Source organism: Providencia sp. NPDC089933 (assembly GCF_049545585.1).
Taxonomy (GTDB): domain Bacteria; phylum Pseudomonadota; class Gammaproteobacteria; order Enterobacterales; family Enterobacteriaceae; genus Providencia; species Providencia huashanensis.
Map to the genome: position 1 here is coordinate 37445 of NZ_JBMWDT010000012.1, position 20253 is coordinate 57697.

Sequence of the window (20253 nt, forward strand, 5' to 3'; positions counted from 1 at the left end):
TTTAGGTGACAATTAACGAACGATTTCTAGTTGGCCATCAGAATAACCTGTCGCACGCCATTCAGGTACATACATTGATTCAACCTGTGGCACAGGGATGCTATACACACCCGGTGTCACTGCGCGCGCTAAATACACCAATGTTGTCGGCCGATATTTCTGAACTTCAACGGCAGCAACAAAGCGATCATCACGGTATTCCATATGACGGATTTGTGATTGTTGCATATCATCAATTAATTCTTGAAGATTTGGTGCTGATTCACTTAAGTTAGCGCTGCTGTTTGCTAAGTTTTGGTTTTCCAATTCTAAGCCTGCTGGCAGTAAGTCAACCACCAACGCATCAGGCACACTTTGTGACGCTTGAACTTCAAGTTTAACCACCACCATTTCACCACTTCTGAGTCTATCTAATGAAATACGGTTACCTTTCATGTCGTAGTAACTGCGAGAGATACCTAACACATTTGAGCTTGGTTTTGGTGACTGCTGCGGATAACCCACTACATTTAAACGCGTATATAGGGTGTTAGTGCCACTATTTTCAATGCTATAACCAGTCTGTAGCTGATCTTTGCTCAAGAACTCACTTACGGGTTTATCTGAAACCATTGGTGGTTCCTGACCATTGACCGTCGCTTTCCACGGAGATTCGCTTTCATTTAAGTAGAAACGCCCTGCTAAATACAATGCATTGCTTTCTTGAGTTGAGAAGTAACGCTGAGATATCAGATTATTAGATAAAACCTGCAATTTTTGATCGCGTGATTTTGGCATTAAATTATATTCATTTAATAACGCAACAATCATCGCATCATCGCGGATCACCGAACCATAATCACCAACATAACTATAACGGCTACGCTGTTTTTTCAACCCATCAATAACAGCGCTTTCGCCTCGTGCTTTATCGCCCATTAGATTCAAAGCAACACCAAGCTGAACTAACGGTAAACCACTTGCAGCATGGCTACTTTGGTTATAAAACTGACGTAATGCGCCTAAAGGTGCTTTTTGTTGCGATGCCAACACTAAACCTGCGTAGGCCTGGGTCGCAAAACGAGCTCCCGCTTGATTCTCTGTATATGGGTAATTGATTTGATTACCATCTTGCAAATAACTTAACAAACGCGTATTAGCATTACTTAATGCTTCTTGAGGTACGGTAAACCCGCGCTGATTGGCTTTATTTAAGAAATCTGCAGCATAGGCCGTCAACCAATACTCTTCACGCCCATTTCTATCCCACAGTGAGAAACCGCCGTCATTACGTTGCATACTCAATAAGTGTGGAATACCAATTTCAATCGCTTTATGGCGGTCGGCATCGGTTTGTGTTTTGATCCCTAACTTATTCAATTCAGCTTGAGTTGAGAACAACGATGGATATAACCCACTAATCGTTTGTTCCAAACAGCCGTATGGATAAGCAAATAATTCCCTGATATAGCGGGAAATATCTAATGGAGGACGGCTGGTTAACAAGACTTGCCCTTCAATCGTATCCGGCTGTAGGCCTGCGATTTGGTTAGTCGGTAACGACCATACATTCCCCGGTTCAATCGATGTCGCGAAGGAAATAGTTTCAGCTGGCTGTGCTGGACGTACCCCCACTTTCCAACTATTGCTATATTCTTTATTGGCTTCACCATCAATCGTCATGCCATTGATGGTCATAGAAACCTCACCCTCACCAAAACCATAGTCAGCTTTTACTGGTAACGTTAGTGTTGTACGTTTCCCTTTAGGAAGTTGCAATTCACGGCTACTAGCACCATCAAGTTTCACCATTCCTGATGCCTTGAAATTGACCGTCACGTTTTGCGTGTTGTCAGTCATATTCGTCAAATCAAGGGCAAAGTAAGACTTATCGCCTCCGGCCATAAAGCGTGGCATCGACATCTGTGTCACTAAAGGCGCTGCAACCGTGACTTTACTATCTGCGTGCCCGAAATCCTTTTCATTCCACGCTTGCGCCATCACACGTAATTCACCGTTAAAATCAGGGATAGCCAAACTCACTTCCCCTTCTCCGTTTTTATCTAGGGTCACAGGTGTTGCTTGCTCAGCAATGATTTGTACTTCGGTTAGTGGCTTCATCCCACCGCGCTCTATCGCAGCGTCTTCGCTATCCCCACCAAAACGTAGGTTGGCAATTTTACCTTGCCCTTCAATCAAGTGGCCATAAACATCGTATTGGTCCACGCTATAACGTTTACGACCAAAAAAAGCATCGTATGGGTCTGGCGTTTTAAAATCAGTGATATTTAATACACCCGTATCAACCGCAGATAGCAACACATTCACTTTTTCAGGTAATGGCTTGCCGTCTTGTGCTGTCGCTTTGATTTTTACCGTTAAATCTTGATTTGGGCGCATTTTATTTGGTGCACTTAGTGCCAATGCAATCTTACGGTTTTCATCTGCAATAGGGAGATGAAGCACGCCTACCGCACGTTTCACGGTTGCTTCTTTAGAATCATCCCCAGGGCGCACGACAACCGCGGAGACATATAAATCATGGCGAGCCCACTCTTTATTGACTGGAATTTCAATATCTAAACCTTTTTCAGGCACGTCAATTTCTTGCCACCATAATGGGCCGTTGCTCGACTCCAACAATACATAGCCTTTCCCGGCTTTTGGTGATTCGATGCGCACTTTCGCCTTTTCACCCGGTAAATAAGCTGGTTTATTCAGGCTTAGCTTCACTTGGTCAGGTCGAACGGAACCACTGCCGCCAGTGTTATCTTGCCATGAGTAACCGGCCCAAAACTGAAGGCTAGTGACCAATTTATTTTCTGGGTTAACGACTTCTAAACGGAAAGCACCCCAATCCACTGGAAATGATACTTTTGCAGTACCATCTTTAGCTATCGTGATGTTTTCATTCGCCATCACTAAATCTTTTTGATCATAATTTGATGACCAGCCACCACTTTCAGACCAACTCCAATAATAATCACGGCGCTCATACACTAAACGAGCTGTTAAGTTTTCTGCAGCCAATTTATTACCCGCCGCATCTGCCATGACTAATTCGAATTCTGCTAATGAGTTTTCATCCACATTATGGCGTTTTACATAGCGGTCAGTGCGGTAATCGTAAATTTCTTTTTTAGCAAATAATGGGCGTATACCCACCAGCTTGTCTGCTGGCCAAATAGCCTGCTCAGCGCGGCGCGTTACTGGGCGGCCACCCGCTTCTAATAAGCTGGCTTGTAAAACAGCTGAAATCGGTGAACGAATTGAACTCCAATTACTGTTTGGAATTGAGATGACCGTTTCCCCATTGCTATCGAGTGTCAGGTCAAACTCATCCAGTTTACGCGGTAAACCTTCCTCATTGACGGCACCAAATTCAAAACCGGGGAGTTTAGCTACAGCTTCGCGATCCGCTTTTAATACAATTTGCCCTTGCAGTTGGTTATCTGCCGCTGGCGCACCGTATAAATAACGCCCTTGAATATCAAAATCTACTGACTGATCCGTTAAACGAGGAACATCACTACCTTCGATTTCTAATGCCATCCGTTCAGGCATAAAATCTTCAACATTGAATTTATAATAGCGTTGCGGTGAACCATCTCCTAAATCAAAGCGTAATGACCAACCACCTGTTTCTGCATTTTTAGGGATTTCAAATTGGTACTGATATAAGCCATTTTGCTTTTCATCCGGTTGCCAAACAAAGCTTCTTACAACTTGCCCATCCGTTTTTAATACGTCCACCTTGACGGGTTGGCTTTTAACGGGATTACCATCCCCATCACGTAATAACCCATTGACTAATAATAGTTCGCCTGGGCGGTATAAATCACGAGGTCCAAAGGTGAAAAATTGCTTTGCGTAGCCCTCTGGCCCTGAAATGTCGAATTCCGATAAATCAAGCGCAGGTTGTGTTAAATCAATCATACTGGTTTGCCCATCATGGGTTGCCAGTAATAATTTCCCACCCGCCAATTTATCTAATTGCGCATGACCATCTCCATCCGTTGTCCCTTTTGTGACTAACTGGCCTTTGTCATCCAAAATACGTAACTCTACGCCTTTAATTGCAGAGCCTTTCGCTAATGATTGAGTGAAGATATCCACACGGTCTTGGTAGCTGTGTAATGACACTCCAATATCACTTAATGTGAATACCGTAGCTGGGAATTGGTAACTGTAGCTCCCCGCTTTTTGCATGATGGCTAAATAAACGCCATCTTGCTGTAGTTCTTTGATGTCTTTTAACGGCAATAAAATCGTTTGTCGTGTATTTTTATCCGGGTTTAAATCAAACCGACCGGTGTAAGCCAGTTCAACTTTGTCAAGAAACTCTTCTGAATACCAATATTCATAATTACTGCGGTATTGCCACTTCGCCAAAAATTGCGGTAGTTGTTTTTCGTCTACACGGAAAAAATTCACATCAACTTTATCAACATTCAATGCAATAACTGGCAAGCCTTGAGCAACCTTACTTGGCAATAAAGAACCTTTGCTCGCAAAGCCAACGGTTGGAATGATCTGGGCAGTTGTCAGCTTTTTATTAAAACTCTCAGAGAGTGTGCGTTCGTTAACCGCTTTAATACCTGGGTTAATCGATAAATTTAATTCTTTTGAAGGTGGAAGATGGCGAAAACGTAATTCCATCTGGTTATCAGATAGTTCCCAAGCACCATCCAGCTTACCTGTTTTCACATCAATTAAGTTTAAATACTGACCAAAGTCTTGGTCTGCTTGTAATGGTACAGAAAAAGTCACCACCATGGCGCTAGCACCATCAAGCTGTAATTCAGATGCATCCAACACTGTTAAGTCTTTCCCTGCGTATTTTTTTACCATTTCTTCAGTAGAAAGCTTTGGTGCTGACTTTTTTTGTTCTGCAACAGGTGCTGTTTTGGTTTGGTTTTCTGGTGCCGTAGATGACACATTTTGCTCATTTTTAGTGGTGTCTTCTGTATTATCGCACCCCACTAACGCCATGACTGATGCTAATGCTATTGCAAGATAACGTTTTTTCGTTTTTAGACCCGCCAATGAAGCCCAACCTGATTGTTGTTTCATTACCGCCCGCCCTTTAATAAGTTAATTTTTTCTGTTTTTTTATGGTTTTAACAGGAAGTTAAAACCCACTAGATACTAGGAAATGACTAAATTTATGTATTAGTGATGTTTTCCAATAATTATTTCTTTCATCAATATAATTTAACAGAGTGTTATAAAAACACCTATCAGACAAAACGGAAAAAACCATTAGGAAAAAATACCGTAAGAATGTGGAATGTTTATCAATAGAAAGCAGAAAAAAGTTTATTCAAGACTATTTTTTATTTATGAGTGAGAAAAAACTACTTTCCCACTCAGATATTATTTATCAGGTATTTTTGACAGGGATAGTATCTCGTAGAAAACTGCCTAAACGGCGTTGATAAAATGGCTGGACATGCTGCGTAATAAAATGACTAACCCCTTTTTCATGTTCATTAACGATACAAAAATCAATCGATTCGTTATCTGCTAAGAAATCACACGCTAATGTCCCAGCATCATGAATAATTGCATCAATATTTTCAGCACCCGCGGTAAATTCCAATGCAACCAACAAAATTGGGTTTTCTTCGCTAGCTTCATCCTCAACTGCCGATACTATAAACCCACGTCTTACGACTTTGTGTTGTTTAAAAAACTCAGATAGTGCATCGACAATTGCTTGTGGCTGTTCTTCTAAAGCACTTAGCTTAAGTGATGAGCCTTTTGGTACGGTTAACTCAGTATATTGGATCTCAGTTTCTTGGATAGAACTGTTATTATTCGATTGCTGCGACATTGCCATCCCCTGCTATTAAAAATAATTGCTGATTATACTCGCACTTTCATTGAGGTAAAAATCGCTTAGGTAAAAAATAGGCACGAAAAGTATTCTTCTCGTGCCCATTGTCAACCCGTGGGGGTTATTTTGATTTACTGATTAACAAGTTTGCCAGTGTTCTCACACCAATACCTGTTGCGCCTTCTGCCCATAAACTAACAGGAGACTTACGGTAAGTTGCCGAGCAATCAATATGTACCCAGTTTTGGCGATAGTTTTCAACAAAATGGGATAAAAATGCCGCCGCTGTACTTGCCCCAGCAGTATGAGATGGCGCAGCAATATTGTTGAGATCAGCAAAACCTGACGGTAGCTGCTGACGATGAAATTCAGCTAATGGTAAACGCCAAAATAATTCAAATTCCTCATTTGAAGCACTCATTAAATCAGCGACTAACTTGTCATCGAAACTTAAAACTGAATGGTAATCCCCACCTACTGCCATTTTTGCTGCACCAGTTAAGGTTGCTGCATCAATAATCAGTGTCGGGTTTTCTTTGCTCGCATCAATTAAGCCATCAGCTAACACTAAACGCCCTTCAGCATCTGTATTCATGATTTCTACGGATTTGCCATTACGGTAACGGATAATATCGCCTAACTTAAATGCGTTGCCACTCACCATGTTATCTGCAATACACAGGAACATTTTCACACGTTTTTGCAAACCGCGTGAAATCGCTAGAGCCAATGAACCTGCTAAAGTGGCAGCCCCGCCCATGTCCGCTTTCATTGAGTTCATCGAAGCAGATGGCTTGATACTATAGCCCCCCGAATCGAAGGTAATACCCTTACCAACTAGAGCTGCAAAAACTGGCGCGTTAGGGTTTGCACCTGGGTTGTAATCTAAAGCTAAGAATACTGGTGGGCGACTTGAGCCACGGCCAACAGTATGAATACCCGTATAACCTTGAGCTAATAAGTCATCACCTTTGATAATGCGATAGCTAATATCTTGAGCGCCCACGGTGCAAAGTAGGTCAATAGCGCGTTTTGCTAATTGCTCTGGCCCTAATTCTTCAGCCGGAGCATTAATGACGTCACGTACCCAATCAACAGTACGAATACGGTTTTCTAATTCTTTACGGTCTTCTTCTGGTAACACAGGCCATTCAATAGTTCTAGCCCCTTTCGGTGCACGAAAACCTTGCCAAAATGCCCAACTTTTTTCTAAGTCCCAGCCCTCACCGGTTAAGGCAACATTGCGAATACCTTGCCCATCTAATTTACGGCCAGCACTTTGCACAGCACATAATTTCCCAGCGTGTTTCAGGTGGATTGTCATGCCGTTATCGCTAGAGCTTAACAATGCGCCTTCACCCCAACATGGTGCTGCTGGCTCACAAGAAATCATTACTGGCATAATTTGTTTTGTCATCGTTTTTCTCACTTTGTCTATTTTTGCGGACAGCAAAAGCCCAATAGATTGCCCGCACTTACTGTTACCTTAACTGATAAATAATACTAGGGATATCATTATAGTGCTGATGCAAAATAAAAAAACCGAGCACTATTCTTAATAGCCACTCGGTTTTTAGATGAAAAAACCACTTATTCGAATTCATCCAGCCAAACTAACAAAATCGCTTCTAAAATTTTCTCATTCGATTTTTGCGGGTCATCATCAAACTCTTCTAAGTCGCAAATCCACTGGTGCATATCCGTAAAGCGCACGGTTTTCGGATCAACGTCAGGAAATGCATCATATAATGCTTCACCGATTTCACGGCTATTTGACCATTTTAAGCTCATACTCCCTCACTAATTTGATTATCAAGCTTTCATCTACACTTCAATGTGCAAAATAATTCGCTCGCTCTGCTACCTGTGATTGAAAGCATCAATACCGCGACAGCATGAAATATTAACAAATAGTCCAATGCTCTAAATAGTTCGCGTTGTCGCTAGGCGGCAATTGAAAGTATCTCGGAGAGCATACACAGGTATGTGACCCGAATACTTGAAAGAAGCCAACACCGCGACAGCGCGAAATATGACGAGCATTAGTGTTCACGGGCATGGTTGATCGTATATTTTGGAATCTCGACCACTAAATCTTCATCAGTCACCAGCGCCTGACAACTCAGTCGGCTCTCAGGTTCTAAGCCCCATGCTTTATCTAGCATATCGTCTTCTAACTCACTGCTTTCTTCCAATGAATCAAAACCTTCACGAACAATGCAATGGCAAGTCGTACAAGCACAGGATTTCTCACAGGCATGTTCGAGTTCGATACCACTGCGTAATGCAACATTTAAAATAGACTCGCCTTCTTGTGCTTCAACAACCGCACCGTCTGGGCATAAATCACTATGAGGTAAAAAAACTATTTTAGGCATAATTATATCTCATCCACAGAATGGCCTGACAGCGCTTGGCGTATAGAGCTATCCATACGACGCGCAGCAAAATCCTGCGATTGCTTATCCAGTTGTTTAATGGCATTTTCAATTACGGCCGGGTCAGTCCCCTCGACCGCTTTAATTAACTCATTGACTGCATTATCAATTTCCGACTCTTCTGTTGGCGTCAGTAAATTGGCATCTTGCGCTAATGCACTCGTTAAACTTTCAAGCACTCTTGCCGCTTCAACTTTTTGCTCCGCTAAGCGGCGCGCATTAAGATCATCTTGCGCGTTTGACATTGAATCTTTAATCATGCTTGAAATTTCATTATCCGTTAACCCATAAGATGGCTTAACTTGAATAGAAGCTTCTACACCCGTGGATTTTTCCATCGCACTGACACTTAATAACCCATCCGCGTCAACTTGGAAAGTTACCCGAATATGTGCGCCCCCCGCAGCCATTGCTGGGATATCACGCAAGGTAAAACGCGCTAATGAACGGCAATCGGCAACCATTTCACGCTCACCTTGTACTACGTGCACGCTCATTGCCGTTTGGCCATCTTTAAATGTAGTAAATTCTTGGGCACGAGCGACTGGGATAGTGGTATTGCGCGGAATCACTTTTTCTACAAGCCCCCCCATGGTTTCTAAACCAAGGGACAGGGGAATAACATCTAGCAATAACATATCACTGTCAGGCTTATTCCCAACTAGAATATCGGCTTGGATAGCCGCGCCAATGGCCACAACCTTGTCAGGGTCGATTGAGGTCAGTGGTTCTTTTCCAAAAAAATCACCCACTTTCTGGCGAACTAATGGCACACGCGTTGAGCCCCCAACCATCACCACATTCAACACTTCTTCTGCCTCAACTCCCGCATCTTTCAATGCTCGACGGCAGGCTAACAATGTCCGTTTAACATGATTTTCAATCAATGCATTAAATTGCTCACGGTGAATTTCACCATGCCAATTAGCAACATCAATGGTCGCAGTATTTGCATCACTCAACGCAATTTTTGTTTTGGTCGCAATATTCAATAATTGACGATTTAAATGATGATCACCTTGCAGTGAAACGCCAGCTTGATTGGCAATCCACTCGGCAAGAAGTTGGTCAAAATCATCACCGCCGAGCGCTGTATCACCACCAGTCGCTAATACTTCAAACACACCACGACTTAAGCGCAAGATAGACACATCAAATGTACCACCGCCGAGGTCATAAACCGCTATTACCCCTTCTTGCCCAGAGTCTAACCCATAAGCAATCGCCGCAGCCGTCGGCTCATTGAGTAAACGTAGCACATGTAAACCAGCAAGACGTGCGGCATCTTTGGTACCTTGACGCTGTGCATCATCGAAATAGGCAGGAACGGTGATCACGATGCCATCCATTTCACCACCGAGAGTTTCTTGTGCGCGTTTAGCGAGTGTTTTTAAAATATCAGCAGAAACTTGGATTGGGTCAACTTGGCCCGCAGCAGTTTGAATAAATGGTAAACCATTTTCACTGGCACTCAATTGATAAGGTAAATCAGGATAGCGTTTTTGAATATCTGCTAATGACCGCCCTATCATACGTTTTACTGAAATAACCGTATTCACCGGGTCCTGCTCAGCTAGTTGTTTAGCTTCCCAACCAACTTGTTTGCTATTTGCTTGATAATTCACAATAGAAGGCAATAAAAAACGCCCTTGGTTGTCAGGTAATGCGGCGGCTTCACCACTTCGTACCGTTGCAATTAAAGAGTGAGTGGTTCCTAGGTCAATCCCCGCTGCTAATTTACGTTGGTGTGGAGCAGCAGTCATTCCCGGTTCACTGATTTGTAATAAAGCCATAGTCGTTTTCTCTTAAAATTCGCCTAGTAACCGTTCTTCGAGTTGCTCAGCCTGTTGCTGTAGCTTATCGAGAAAACGCAATTTACGTACGGTATCAGCGGCTTTTTCCCACTGCATGGCATCCAGTTCGGTTACCATCAACACACTTCTTGTTTGTTGCATTTGCTTGACGTTTTTCATAAACGTGCTCAGTAGTTCAAGTGCATCAGCATTATTTTCGATATTGTCTAATTCTTCACGTAATTCAAGCTGCTCCATCAAAAATGCAGTGTCATGCATGGTATGTTGTTCATTATTAATATCGAAACCATGCAATGAAAGCATATATTCCGCGCGCTTAAGCGGGTGACGAAGGGCTTGATAAGCCGCATTAATCGTTGCAGCCTTTTGAAGTGCTTGCATCTTTTCCTGTTCGGAACAAGTTGCAAAACGGTCAGGATGGTATTGACGCTGTAAATCTTGAAAGCGCTGCGTTAGCTGTTCGCTATCAATAGCGTAAACGGGAGTTAACCCGAAAAGAGTAAAATAATCCATAAGTGCTCAGTTTCTCGAACCGGTAACCAATGCCGCCAGTATTAGCAACATCGGTCGAAAATCATGCTTATATGAAGGAATTATACGTGAAAACTTTCACCGCATCCGCATTCACTGTTGACGTTAGGGTTATTAAATTTAAACCCTTCGTTTAAGCCTTCTTTTACAAAATCCAGCTCGGTACCATCAAGATAAACAATGCTTTTACCATCGACGATAACTTTAACACCTTTGTCTTCAAAAACCGTGTCTTCTTCATTGATTATATCAGCAAACTCAAGGACATAAGCCATTCCTGAACAACCAGAAGTTCTTACACCTAAACGCAAGCCTTCACCTTTCCCTCGGTTTTGTAGGAAAGATTGAATTCGCTGCGCCGCACTTTCTGTAAGAGAAATAGACATTGCAAACCTCACTTTAGAAACAAATAAGGCAGATGCTACCGATTAGTCGCATCCGCCTTCAAATTATTTTATATCCGTCATCATTGAGCTGATGAGTGTTAACTTCCCTCAGCGATATTCACCCCAAATGATTACGGATAATCTGTCAGATATAGGACGATAACTTTTGTTATTTATTAATATTGGTTGCCCTATACACTAACATTTATACCTATTTGCTTTGGCGTTTGCTTTTGTAATCAGCAATAGCAGCTTTAATGGCATCTTCAGCTAGAATTGAGCAGTGAATTTTCACTGGCGGTAATTCTAACTCTTCTGCGATTGCTGTATTTTTGATTGACTCAGCTTCATCCAAGCTTTTGCCTTTCATCCACTCTGTAACCAATGAACTTGAAGCAATAGCTGAACCGCAACCATACGTTTTAAAGCGTGCATCTTCAATAATGCCGTCATCATTTACTTTAATCTGTAATTTCATGACATCACCACATGCAGGTGCACCTACCATACCACTGCCTACGCTTGGGTCGCTGTTGTCAAATGAACCAACGTTGCGTGGATTTTCATAATGATCGATAACTTTTTCACTGTAAGCCATTTTTTATACTCCTGAAACCGTCTGATTAATGGTGAGACCATTCGATGCTGTTAAGATCTACGCCGTCTTTAAACATTTCCCATAAAGGAGACAGCTCGCGTAAGTGGCCAATTGCGCCATGAATCATTTTGATTGCATAGTCAATTTCTTCTTCTGTCGTGAAACGACCTAAAGAGAAACGGATTGAGCTGTGTGCTAGCTCATCATTCATCCCTAAAGCACGTAGTACATAAGAAGGTTCTAGGCTTGCAGATGTACATGCAGAACCTGAAGAAACAGCCAAATCTTTCAAGGACATCATCAGTGATTCACCTTCAACATAGTTGAAGCTGACGTTCAGAATGTGCGGCGCACCGTGTTCTAAATCACCGTTGAGGTAAACTTCTTCGATATCTTTAATGCCATTCCATAAACGTAAGCGTAACCCGCGTAAACGCTCGGACTCAGATGCCATCTCTTCTTTTGCAATACGATACGCTTCGCCCATACCGACAATTTGGTGAACCGCTAATGTACCAGAACGCATACCACGCTCATGACCGCCACCGTGTTGTTGTGCCTCAAGACGCACACGCGGTTTACGACGAACGTATAGTGCACCGATGCCCATTGGGCCATACAGTTTGTGAGCAGAGAATGACATTAAATCGACTTTTAATGCGTTCAAGTCGATAGGTAATTTACCTACACTTTGAGTCGCATCAACGTGGAAGATAATCCCTTTGCTACGGCATAATTCACCGATTGCTTCGATATCTTGAATAACACCAATTTCATTATTAACATGCATAATTGAAATTAAAATTGTGTCTTCACGGATAGCATCTTTGAGATCTTGCATGGCAATTAAACCGTTGCTTTGTGGTGACAAATAAGTCACTTCAAAACCTTCTCGTTCTAATTGACGGCAAGTGTCTAAAACGGCTTTGTGTTCCGTTTTACACGTAATAATGTGATTACCTTTCTTTTTATAGAAATTGGCAGCGCCTTTAATCGCTAAGTTATCAGACTCTGTTGCACCTGATGTAAAGACGATTTCACGTGGGTCAGCACCCACTAATTCAGCTATTTGATTACGAGCAATATCAACCGCTTCCTCGGCTTGCCAGCCAAAACGGTGAGAACGGGATGCTGGATTACCGAAGTTCCCATCCATTGTTAAACATTGCATCATTTTTTCAGCAACACGTGGATCGACGGGTGTTGTTGCTGAATAGTCAAGATAAATTGGTAATTTCATTGCTCACATACTCCAAAGGTCAATATAGCTTGCCTTTAATTTTTAAAGGTACAAATAGCGGGTGCTAGCTCTTCGTCTAAAACCTCACCAAAATGTACCGACTGCAATTTTTAATATATTTTTTAAGCACGTACATTGATAATAGATTCAGGTGTTATTCCATTTGGCATGGTTTTACGCTGTTCATTATCTTGTCTATCAGCAACAACCATGACTTCTTGGTTTTTAACCAATTCGTCAAGACTAATGCTGCTAAGGAAACTTGTGATTCTATCGCTTAAGTCACGCCACAATGCGTGGGTTAAGCAGCGGTCACCATTTTGGCAACCTTCTTTATTACCTTGACAACGAGTCGCGTCAACAGATTCATCAACCGCAGCAATGACTTCAGCAACAAAAATTTGGTCTGCGTCTCTGCCAAGCAAATAACCACCACCCGGACCGCGGACGCTGGAAACTAGCTCGTTTTTGCGTAAACGAGAGAAAAGTTGCTCAAGATAAGAGAGGGAAATTCCCTGACGTTCAGAGATATCAGCTAAAGGTACTGGACCTGACTGAGAATGTAACGCGACATCTAACATCGCTGTTACCGCGTAACGCCCTTTGGAAGTGAGTCTCATAACATATTACTCCGTGGTAAATTATAGCAAGATTGTGACATTCCTGACTAATTTAGTCAACTATTTACCTGACTATTTTACTCAAGTATTATTCACCTACTTTTACCACGAGTTTAGCCTCACTTTTTCGCCCATTTTTCCATCGACGTTAGGATACCCCTTAAGATATGTAACTCTTGAGTTTCAATGTGCGCACGGGTGAACAAGCGACGTAATTTATTCATAATTAAGCCTGGATGTGCCTTACGAATAAAACCTGACTCATGTAGTACACTCTCAAGATGGACATAAAAACGCTCAACATCTTCTGATGGCGGGTATTCTACCTCATCATCCGGCGATATTACCGCATTTTTTTCATCCATAGCCAGATAAGCCATACGAATTTCATAACTCACCAACTGAACAGCCATCGCTAAATTTAATGACCCATATTCAGGATTGGTGGGAATATATAAGTGATATTGGCATTTTTGTAGCTCTTCGTTAGTCAAGCCAACACGTTCACGACCAAAAACAATCGCCACTGGCGACTCTTTTGATTGGTTTACTGATTTTACACCACACTCACGAGGCTCAACCATTGGCCACGACAATGTACGAGAGCGAGCACTAGTACCAATGACTAATTTACACCCTTCTAAGGCTTCATCGAGCGTTTTGACGATCGTGGCATTACCGATAACATCACTTGCCCCTGCGGAAAGTGCGATTGAGTGTGAATCAGGCTCAACAAGAGGATTAACAAGATAAAGATTTGAAAGCCCCATGGTTTTCATTGCACGGGCAGTCGAGCCCATATTACCAGTGTGTGAGGTCTCAACAAGAACAATACGGATATTATCTAACATGGTTTATACGTTTAATGAAAAAATTATCGGCACAGTTTAACACAAAATTGCTTATTGTGACGAACATCTATATAATTCGGCTCTCTTGTTTTTCGTTCTTTAACATTCCAGTGGAAAAAGCCCATGCATCCGATGCTTAACATCGCCATACGTGCCGCACGTAAGGCCGGTAATCACATAGCTAAAAACTATGAAATGCCTAGTAATATCAAAGTGACTCAAAAAGGCGCTAACGATTTTGTCACTAACGTTGATCAAGAATCTGAGCAGTTGATTATTGAAATCATCCGTAAGTCATATCCTGATCATACTATTATCACTGAAGAAAGCGGTGAGTTATTAGGTAAAGATAACGATATTCAATGGGTAATCGATCCACTGGATGGCACGACTAACTTCACAAAACGCCTTCCCCATTTTTCTGTTTCTATCGCTGTGCGCGTTAAAGGCCGTACTGAGGTTGCCGTTGTTTATGACCCAATGCGTAATGAACTGTTCAGCGCAGTTCGTGGTCAAGGCGCGCAACTTAATGGTTACCGCATTCGTATCGATGAAAAACGTGGCCTTGACGGAGCTATTGTCGCAACTGGCTTCCCTTTCAAACAAAAGCAACATGCTCCTGCCTATATGAAAATTATGACGGCTATGTTTGATAAATGTGCTGATTTTCGCCGCACAGGCTCCGCAGCGTTAGATTTATGCTATGTCGCATCAGGCCGTGTTGATGCATTCTTCGAAATTGGTTTAAAACCTTGGGATTTCTTAGGTGGCAAGCTGATCATGCGTGAAGCAGGCGGTATTGTGACTGATTTTGTCGGTGGCCATAACTATTTAGCTTCAGGTAACTTGGTTGCTGGTAGCCCACGAGTGGTTAAAGATATATTATCCGTTATGAAAGACGAATTATCAGAAGCCCTTAAACGCTAATTACCCCCCGTTTGAAAAAAGCCCACAACAAGTTACAGTTCAAGCTGTCTTAAGTGGGCATTTTTTTGCATGTAATTTAACGAATGTGACTTAAAATAAAATAACCCCTTTAATTAACTCACGATTATTAATAACATCTTTCTCATAGCGCTCACCAATGGTATTAAAATCAAATTGATGAGTTAACATCATCTCACTTGTTAGCTTACCTTCCGACATCAACTTCGCTACTTTATTGAAATCTTCAAGCGTTGCATTACGGCTTCCCATCATTGTGGTTTCTTTCTTATGAAAATCGGGATCTGAAAAAGATAAATTGCCTTTAAACAAGCCAACAAATACCACTATCCCACCGTGGCGAATTAAATTAACGGCGCTATTCATCGCATGCGGGTTCCCCGTCGCATCAATGACTTTTTCTGCTAACTGCCCTTGGAAATTTTCTTCAATGATAGATAAATACATTTCATCCGCTGGGTCACAGGTTGTGACTCCCAGCACCTTTTCTACGTGCTGGCGCCTTGCTGCACTGGTATCTGCAACTAACACGTTAGCACCATCTGCTTTAGCAATAGCAGCAACACCTAAACCAATTGGCCCTGCGCCCACGACCAAAACCGTATCTTGAGATTTCACTTGCGCACGCCTTACCGCGTGAGCACTAATAGAAAATGGCTCAATTAACGCCCCATCAATATCACTAACAGTATCGGCGATTGCCAATACATTATTCTCTGGGACATTTAAATACTCACAAAACCCCCCATCTTCATGTACACCTATAACTGAGATTTTTTCGCAGCAATTCGTTTTACCACTTTTACAAGCTCCACATTCGTAGCAAGCAACATAAGGCATTACCGCAACACGTTGCCCTACTTTCCACTGAGTTACATCAGAAGCGACTTCACAAATGGTCCCCGAAATCTCATGCCCTAATACGCGAGGATATTGGAAAAAAGGTTGATTTCCTCCCCATGCATGAATATCTGTGCCACAAATTCCAATAGCATGGATTTTAATTTTTACCTGACCGGCTTTGACCACTGGCTCTTCAACTTGCTGATAGACTAGCTTTTTAGGTTCCTGACAAATCAATTGCTTCATATCATCCTCCATCAATTTATCTGTCTTTTTTAATTTAAAAAACATAATCTAGATATTAAACAAGCAGGTTTTGTGATTAAATGTTTTAAAATCGGTTTTAAATCGGTTTTTTAAGAATAAAAATCAATTAGAGGGATCTCAAAATGGTGAGAAGTAAAAATTTGCGCTACGCTTCTATTAATGAATTTTTAGATGCTATTCATAAAAATTTGTTAACTTCGCCTTTTCCTTCTCAATCTTCCTTAGCGGAAATGTTTAATATCAGTCGTACAACTGTCAGGCACACGATTGAATATTTACTAGAGAAAAAAATTGTTGAAAAACAAGGTAATGAATATCACGTTATTCGATACCCAAACAAAACTGATTTCTTCCCAGTTGAATCAAGCCTGCCAGATCAGCAAATTGTGTTATTCGAAAAAGCGTTTTACCAAATGATTAAACGCAAAGAACTGATGCCTGGGGATACTTTTACAGAGTTACAACTCGCCAAGAAAAGCCATGTTAACTCCAGTGTGGTTAGGGAATTTTTGGTTGAATTTTCTCGATATGGGTTAATTAAAAATACCCATAGAGGCAACTGGCATATAATGAAATTTTCTCGCGAATATGCAGAGAAACTCTTTGAATTTAGGGAGTTGCTTGAAACAAATGCACTTACGCATTTTTTAAATTTACCCGCGGATGACCACCGTTGGATTTTAGCCAAAGAATTATTACTTAAACATAGGGCATTGCGCGAAACAGTCACGATTAATTATCGTGATTTTTCCCAGTTAGACTATGAATTACATAGCCTTATTTTATCGGGAGCCAACAATCCCTTTTTTAACCAATCACTTGAAATTATTACTGTTATATTCCACTTCCAATACCAGTGGGATGAGTCAGACTTAAAAGAAAGAAACGTCCTTGCTATCGAAGAACACATGACTATTTTAAGTGCTTTAATTAGCCGTAATGATATTGTCGCGATGAATGAACTTCGTCACCATTTAGATACTGCTAAACGGACTATGATCAATTCGATACAACAGACATATGAATAACCCTATTCAATCCAAGCGCTTGATTAAAAACTAATTGAGCGCCCTATGACTTACTATTATTATTCCCTCCTCCACGTTTAACCTGAATTTTTCACTAAAAAAACAATAGAATCATAAAAAACCAATCATCCTCACTTACCCAAAAAATAATATATTTCTTAATTATCATATAATTATATAAAAAATAATAATAATCACCATTTTAACAAAGATAAAAACCATGTTTTTAATTGATAAAAAACACATTAAAAACACCAAAAAGCCATTGACCCCACAAAATTGATGCAATTAATAGTCCGTAAAAAAAAATACTTCTAGTCTGAACCCACACCAGATGAATAATACACATAATAACTCGAGGAATAGTCATGGATAATTACCTGAATCGGCAATCAATGGCTAATAAGCAGTACCCAGAAAAAATTCTTCAGTTTGGGGAAGGTAACTTTTTACGGGCATTTATTGACTGGATGGTTGATCAACTGAATGAAAAAACAGACTTTAATAGCGGCATAACAATTGTCAGGCCGATTGATTCAACACACCCGTCAATCAATGAGCAAGATGGTTTATATACCGCCATCACCAGGGGAATCAACGAACAACAACAAAGTGTTTCAAATGTCAGGATCATCAATTCCGTTAATCGCGAAATTCTTATTTATTCTGAATATGATAAATTTTTAAGTTGTGCGGAAAACCCAGACTTACAGTGGGTTTTTTCCAATACGACCGAAGCGGGTATTGTTTATAAACAAGATGTTTGCTTGGACGATAGGCCTGCAAGTAGTTTTCCTGCAAAATTGACTCAATTTCTTTTCCACCGTTATCAGCATTTCAATGGTGATAAAAGCAAAGGATTGATAATCATCCCTTGTGAATTAATCGATTATAATGGTGAAAAATTAAAAGAATTTATCAATAAACACGCAGAGGACTGGAATCTACCTAATGATTTCATCATGTGGCTGAATAACCACAATACCTTTTGCTCTACGTTAGTTGATAGAATAGTGACAGGTTATCCTAAAAATGAAATCGGTAAATTAGAAAAAGAGTTAGGTTATAAAGATAAGTTTTTAGTTACCGCTGAATATTTTTATCTATTTGTTATTCAAGGACCAAAAGAATTAGAGAAAAAACTGAAATTAAATGAATTGCCATTAAACATAAAGATTGTCGATGACATTAAACCTTACAAAGAGCGTAAAGTCGCTATCTTGAATGGCGCACATACCTCAATGGTACCTGTCGCTTATTTAGCAGGAATTAAAACTGTACGTGAGGCCACATCTAACCCCATTTTATTATCCTTCACCAAGGATTTAATCGGTAACGAAGTGATCCCTGTGTTATCTCAAGACCCTACGGAGTTAAATGCTTTCGCATCCGCAGTTATCGACCGTTTTAACAACCCATTTATAGAGCATGAATTACTCTCTATCGCTCTTAATTCATTAACCAAGTTTAAAACTCGGCTATTACCTCAATTAATCTCTTATTCTAACCAATACAATCAAATCCCTTATTGCATTGCATTCTCACTCGCGGCATTGATTGTTTTTTATCGCGGGCAGTTTAATCAATTATCAATCCCATTGAATGATGATGATTATTTGCTCAAACGTTTTAAAGAATGGGATAGCCTCTATGATTCGGATACAAGGCAGTTAACCCAAAATGTCTTAGCAATGTCTGATTTATGGGGCTTAAATCTCAATGAAATTCCACAATTACAGGAAGATGTTTGCCAAAAAATAAATGCTATTCTGCATAATGGCACTGAATCCACTTTACGTGAAAGATATAAAAAAACTATTTAAAACAATAAATCCCCCTACAGGAGATACTTTTATGAAACTGAGCACATTGAACGGGAAGAAAATTCTTAGCTTAACACTCAGCACTATGATTTTAATGGGCAGTATGGCTGGTTCAGCTTTTGCTGATGCTAAATATAAATTAAAAGTTGCCTACGAAAATAATCCAGGCGAACCTTTTGACTTAGCAATCCATGAATGGGCAAAAAAATTCAATGAAAAAACAAATGGTGAAGGTGAATTAATCCCTTACCCAAGTTCACAATTAGGTTCTAAGAAAGATGTCATAGAACAAATGAAATTAGGTAGCCCATTAATTACTCTCGCTGATGGCGCTTTCTTCTCTGACTATGTCCCTGACTACGGTATTATGTTTGGTCCTTATTTAGGCCTTTCCTATCAAGATATTTTTAAATTAAATGCTTCACCTTGGTATGGCAATTTAGAACAGCAGTTGGATAAAAAAGGCCTGCATGTTGTATCTAAAGATTGGTTATATGGGTCACGTCATATTCTCGCGAATAAAATGATAAAAACGCCGGATGACTTAAAAGGTTTAAAAATCCGTGTACCAAATAATAAAATCCAAATTAAAGGCTTAGAAGCGATGGGAGCAACTCCAACACCATTACCTTTAGCTGAAGTTTATACCGCACTTAACCTTAAAATTATTGACGGTGCAGAAAACCCAATTCCTGTTTTATATGGCCAAAAACACCATGAAGCAGCGAAATTTCTTATCCTAACGGGCCATGTAGAAAACGTCACTAACTTAGTCATGGGAAGCAAAACCTACAGTAAATTACCTGAAAATATTCAACAAGCTTTGGTTGAATCAGGAAATGAAGCAGGCCAATATTTAACTGAATTAGTTCTAAAAGAAGAAAAAGAAATTATTGAAAAAATGAAGAATGAAGGGGTTACCGTCGTTGAAGTTGACCGTGAGCTTTTCAAAGAAAAATCTAAGCCATTCTATAATGAATTCCCAGAGTGGTCTGCAAATTTATACCAGCAAACACAAGATATTATTAATAATTAACCATCATGATTGGCG

The 20253-nt window shown here is 40.7% G+C and carries 17 protein-coding genes; 4 read left to right on the plus strand and 13 right to left on the minus strand.

All coding sequences use genetic code 11. The features are described 5' to 3' along the window. Positions 1–12: 12 nt before the first annotated feature. From ACPEH5_RS16465 to trmJ, 12 genes are all read right to left on the minus strand, one after another. Positions 13–5052 (minus strand): alpha-2-macroglobulin family protein, encoded by a 5040-nt coding sequence (locus ACPEH5_RS16465; protein ID WP_281111130.1) that lies wholly within the window; start codon positions 5050–5052, stop codon positions 13–15. A 310-nt stretch (positions 5053–5362) separates the two neighbouring features. Further along, complete coding sequence (locus ACPEH5_RS16470; protein ID WP_042844633.1) at positions 5363–5815, minus strand: enhanced serine sensitivity protein SseB C-terminal domain-containing protein; 453 nt, start codon at positions 5813–5815, stop codon at positions 5363–5365. Between the two features lie 124 nt (positions 5816–5939). Then, positions 5940–7235: an aminopeptidase PepB gene (gene pepB, locus ACPEH5_RS16475; protein ID WP_042844635.1), complete on the minus strand. Its 1296-nt coding sequence runs from the start codon at positions 7233–7235 to the stop codon at positions 5940–5942. 173 nt (positions 7236–7408) lie between these two features. Then, positions 7409–7609 carry a Fe-S cluster assembly protein IscX gene (gene iscX, locus ACPEH5_RS16480; protein ID WP_004912658.1) on the minus strand — a complete coding sequence of 67 codons (201 nt, stop codon included), beginning with the start codon at positions 7607–7609 and terminating at the stop codon, positions 7409–7411. 251 nt (positions 7610–7860) lie between these two features. Then, a complete protein-coding gene (fdx, locus tag ACPEH5_RS16485) occupies positions 7861–8196 on the minus strand; it encodes an ISC system 2Fe-2S type ferredoxin (RefSeq protein WP_042844637.1) in 336 nt (111 codons plus the stop codon). Positions 8197–8198: 2 nt separating this feature from the next. After that, positions 8199–10049, minus strand: a complete 1851-nt coding sequence (gene hscA / locus ACPEH5_RS16490) for a Fe-S protein assembly chaperone HscA (RefSeq protein WP_166686814.1) — start codon at positions 10047–10049, stop codon at positions 8199–8201. Between the two features lie 12 nt (positions 10050–10061). Then, positions 10062–10583, minus strand: a complete 522-nt coding sequence (hscB, locus tag ACPEH5_RS16495) for a co-chaperone HscB (protein WP_042844640.1) — start codon at positions 10581–10583, stop codon at positions 10062–10064. An 80-nt stretch (positions 10584–10663) separates the two neighbouring features. Beyond that, a complete protein-coding gene (iscA, locus tag ACPEH5_RS16500) occupies positions 10664–10987 on the minus strand; it encodes an iron-sulfur cluster assembly protein IscA (RefSeq protein ID WP_004264913.1) in 324 nt (107 codons plus the stop codon). Positions 10988–11198: 211 nt separating this feature from the next. Beyond that, the gene (iscU, locus tag ACPEH5_RS16505) at positions 11199–11585 is read right to left on the minus strand and encodes a Fe-S cluster assembly scaffold IscU (protein ID WP_004264914.1); all 387 of its coding nucleotides are present in this window, start codon (positions 11583–11585) and stop codon (positions 11199–11201) included. A gap of 25 nt (positions 11586–11610) precedes the next feature. Further along, the gene (locus tag ACPEH5_RS16510; protein ID WP_042844645.1) at positions 11611–12825 is read right to left on the minus strand and encodes an IscS subfamily cysteine desulfurase; all 1215 of its coding nucleotides are present in this window, start codon (positions 12823–12825) and stop codon (positions 11611–11613) included. A 122-nt stretch (positions 12826–12947) separates the two neighbouring features. Further along, positions 12948–13445, minus strand: coding sequence for a Fe-S cluster assembly transcriptional regulator IscR (gene iscR / locus ACPEH5_RS16515; protein WP_004264917.1), 498 nt, complete (start codon positions 13443–13445; stop codon positions 12948–12950). A gap of 119 nt (positions 13446–13564) precedes the next feature. After that, positions 13565–14296, minus strand: a complete 732-nt coding sequence (gene trmJ / locus ACPEH5_RS16520; RefSeq protein WP_042844647.1) for a tRNA (cytosine(32)/uridine(32)-2'-O)-methyltransferase TrmJ — start codon at positions 14294–14296, stop codon at positions 13565–13567. Between the two features lie 123 nt (positions 14297–14419). On the opposite strand from trmJ, the gene suhB reads away from it, so the two are divergent. Continuing rightward, a complete protein-coding gene (suhB, locus tag ACPEH5_RS16525; protein ID WP_042844648.1) occupies positions 14420–15223 on the plus strand; it encodes an inositol-1-monophosphatase in 804 nt (267 codons plus the stop codon). A gap of 90 nt (positions 15224–15313) precedes the next feature. On the opposite strand, the gene ACPEH5_RS16530 is transcribed toward suhB, so the two are convergent. Continuing rightward, positions 15314–16330, minus strand: a complete 1017-nt coding sequence (locus tag ACPEH5_RS16530; RefSeq protein ID WP_281111129.1) for a zinc-binding alcohol dehydrogenase family protein — start codon at positions 16328–16330, stop codon at positions 15314–15316. Positions 16331–16473: 143 nt separating this feature from the next. Here ACPEH5_RS16530 and ACPEH5_RS16535 point away from each other — a divergent pair, with 143 nt between their 5' ends. From ACPEH5_RS16535 to ACPEH5_RS16545, 3 genes are all read left to right on the plus strand, one after another. Further along, positions 16474–17379, plus strand: a complete 906-nt coding sequence (locus tag ACPEH5_RS16535; RefSeq protein ID WP_281111128.1) for a GntR family transcriptional regulator — start codon at positions 16474–16476, stop codon at positions 17377–17379. Positions 17380–17747: 368 nt separating this feature from the next. Beyond that, a complete protein-coding gene (locus tag ACPEH5_RS16540) occupies positions 17748–19202 on the plus strand; it encodes a tagaturonate reductase (RefSeq protein WP_048607853.1) in 1455 nt (484 codons plus the stop codon). Between the two features lie 31 nt (positions 19203–19233). Beyond that, the gene (locus tag ACPEH5_RS16545) at positions 19234–20238 is read left to right on the plus strand and encodes a C4-dicarboxylate TRAP transporter substrate-binding protein (protein ID WP_071548209.1); all 1005 of its coding nucleotides are present in this window, start codon (positions 19234–19236) and stop codon (positions 20236–20238) included. Positions 20239–20253: the final 15 nt, after the last annotated feature.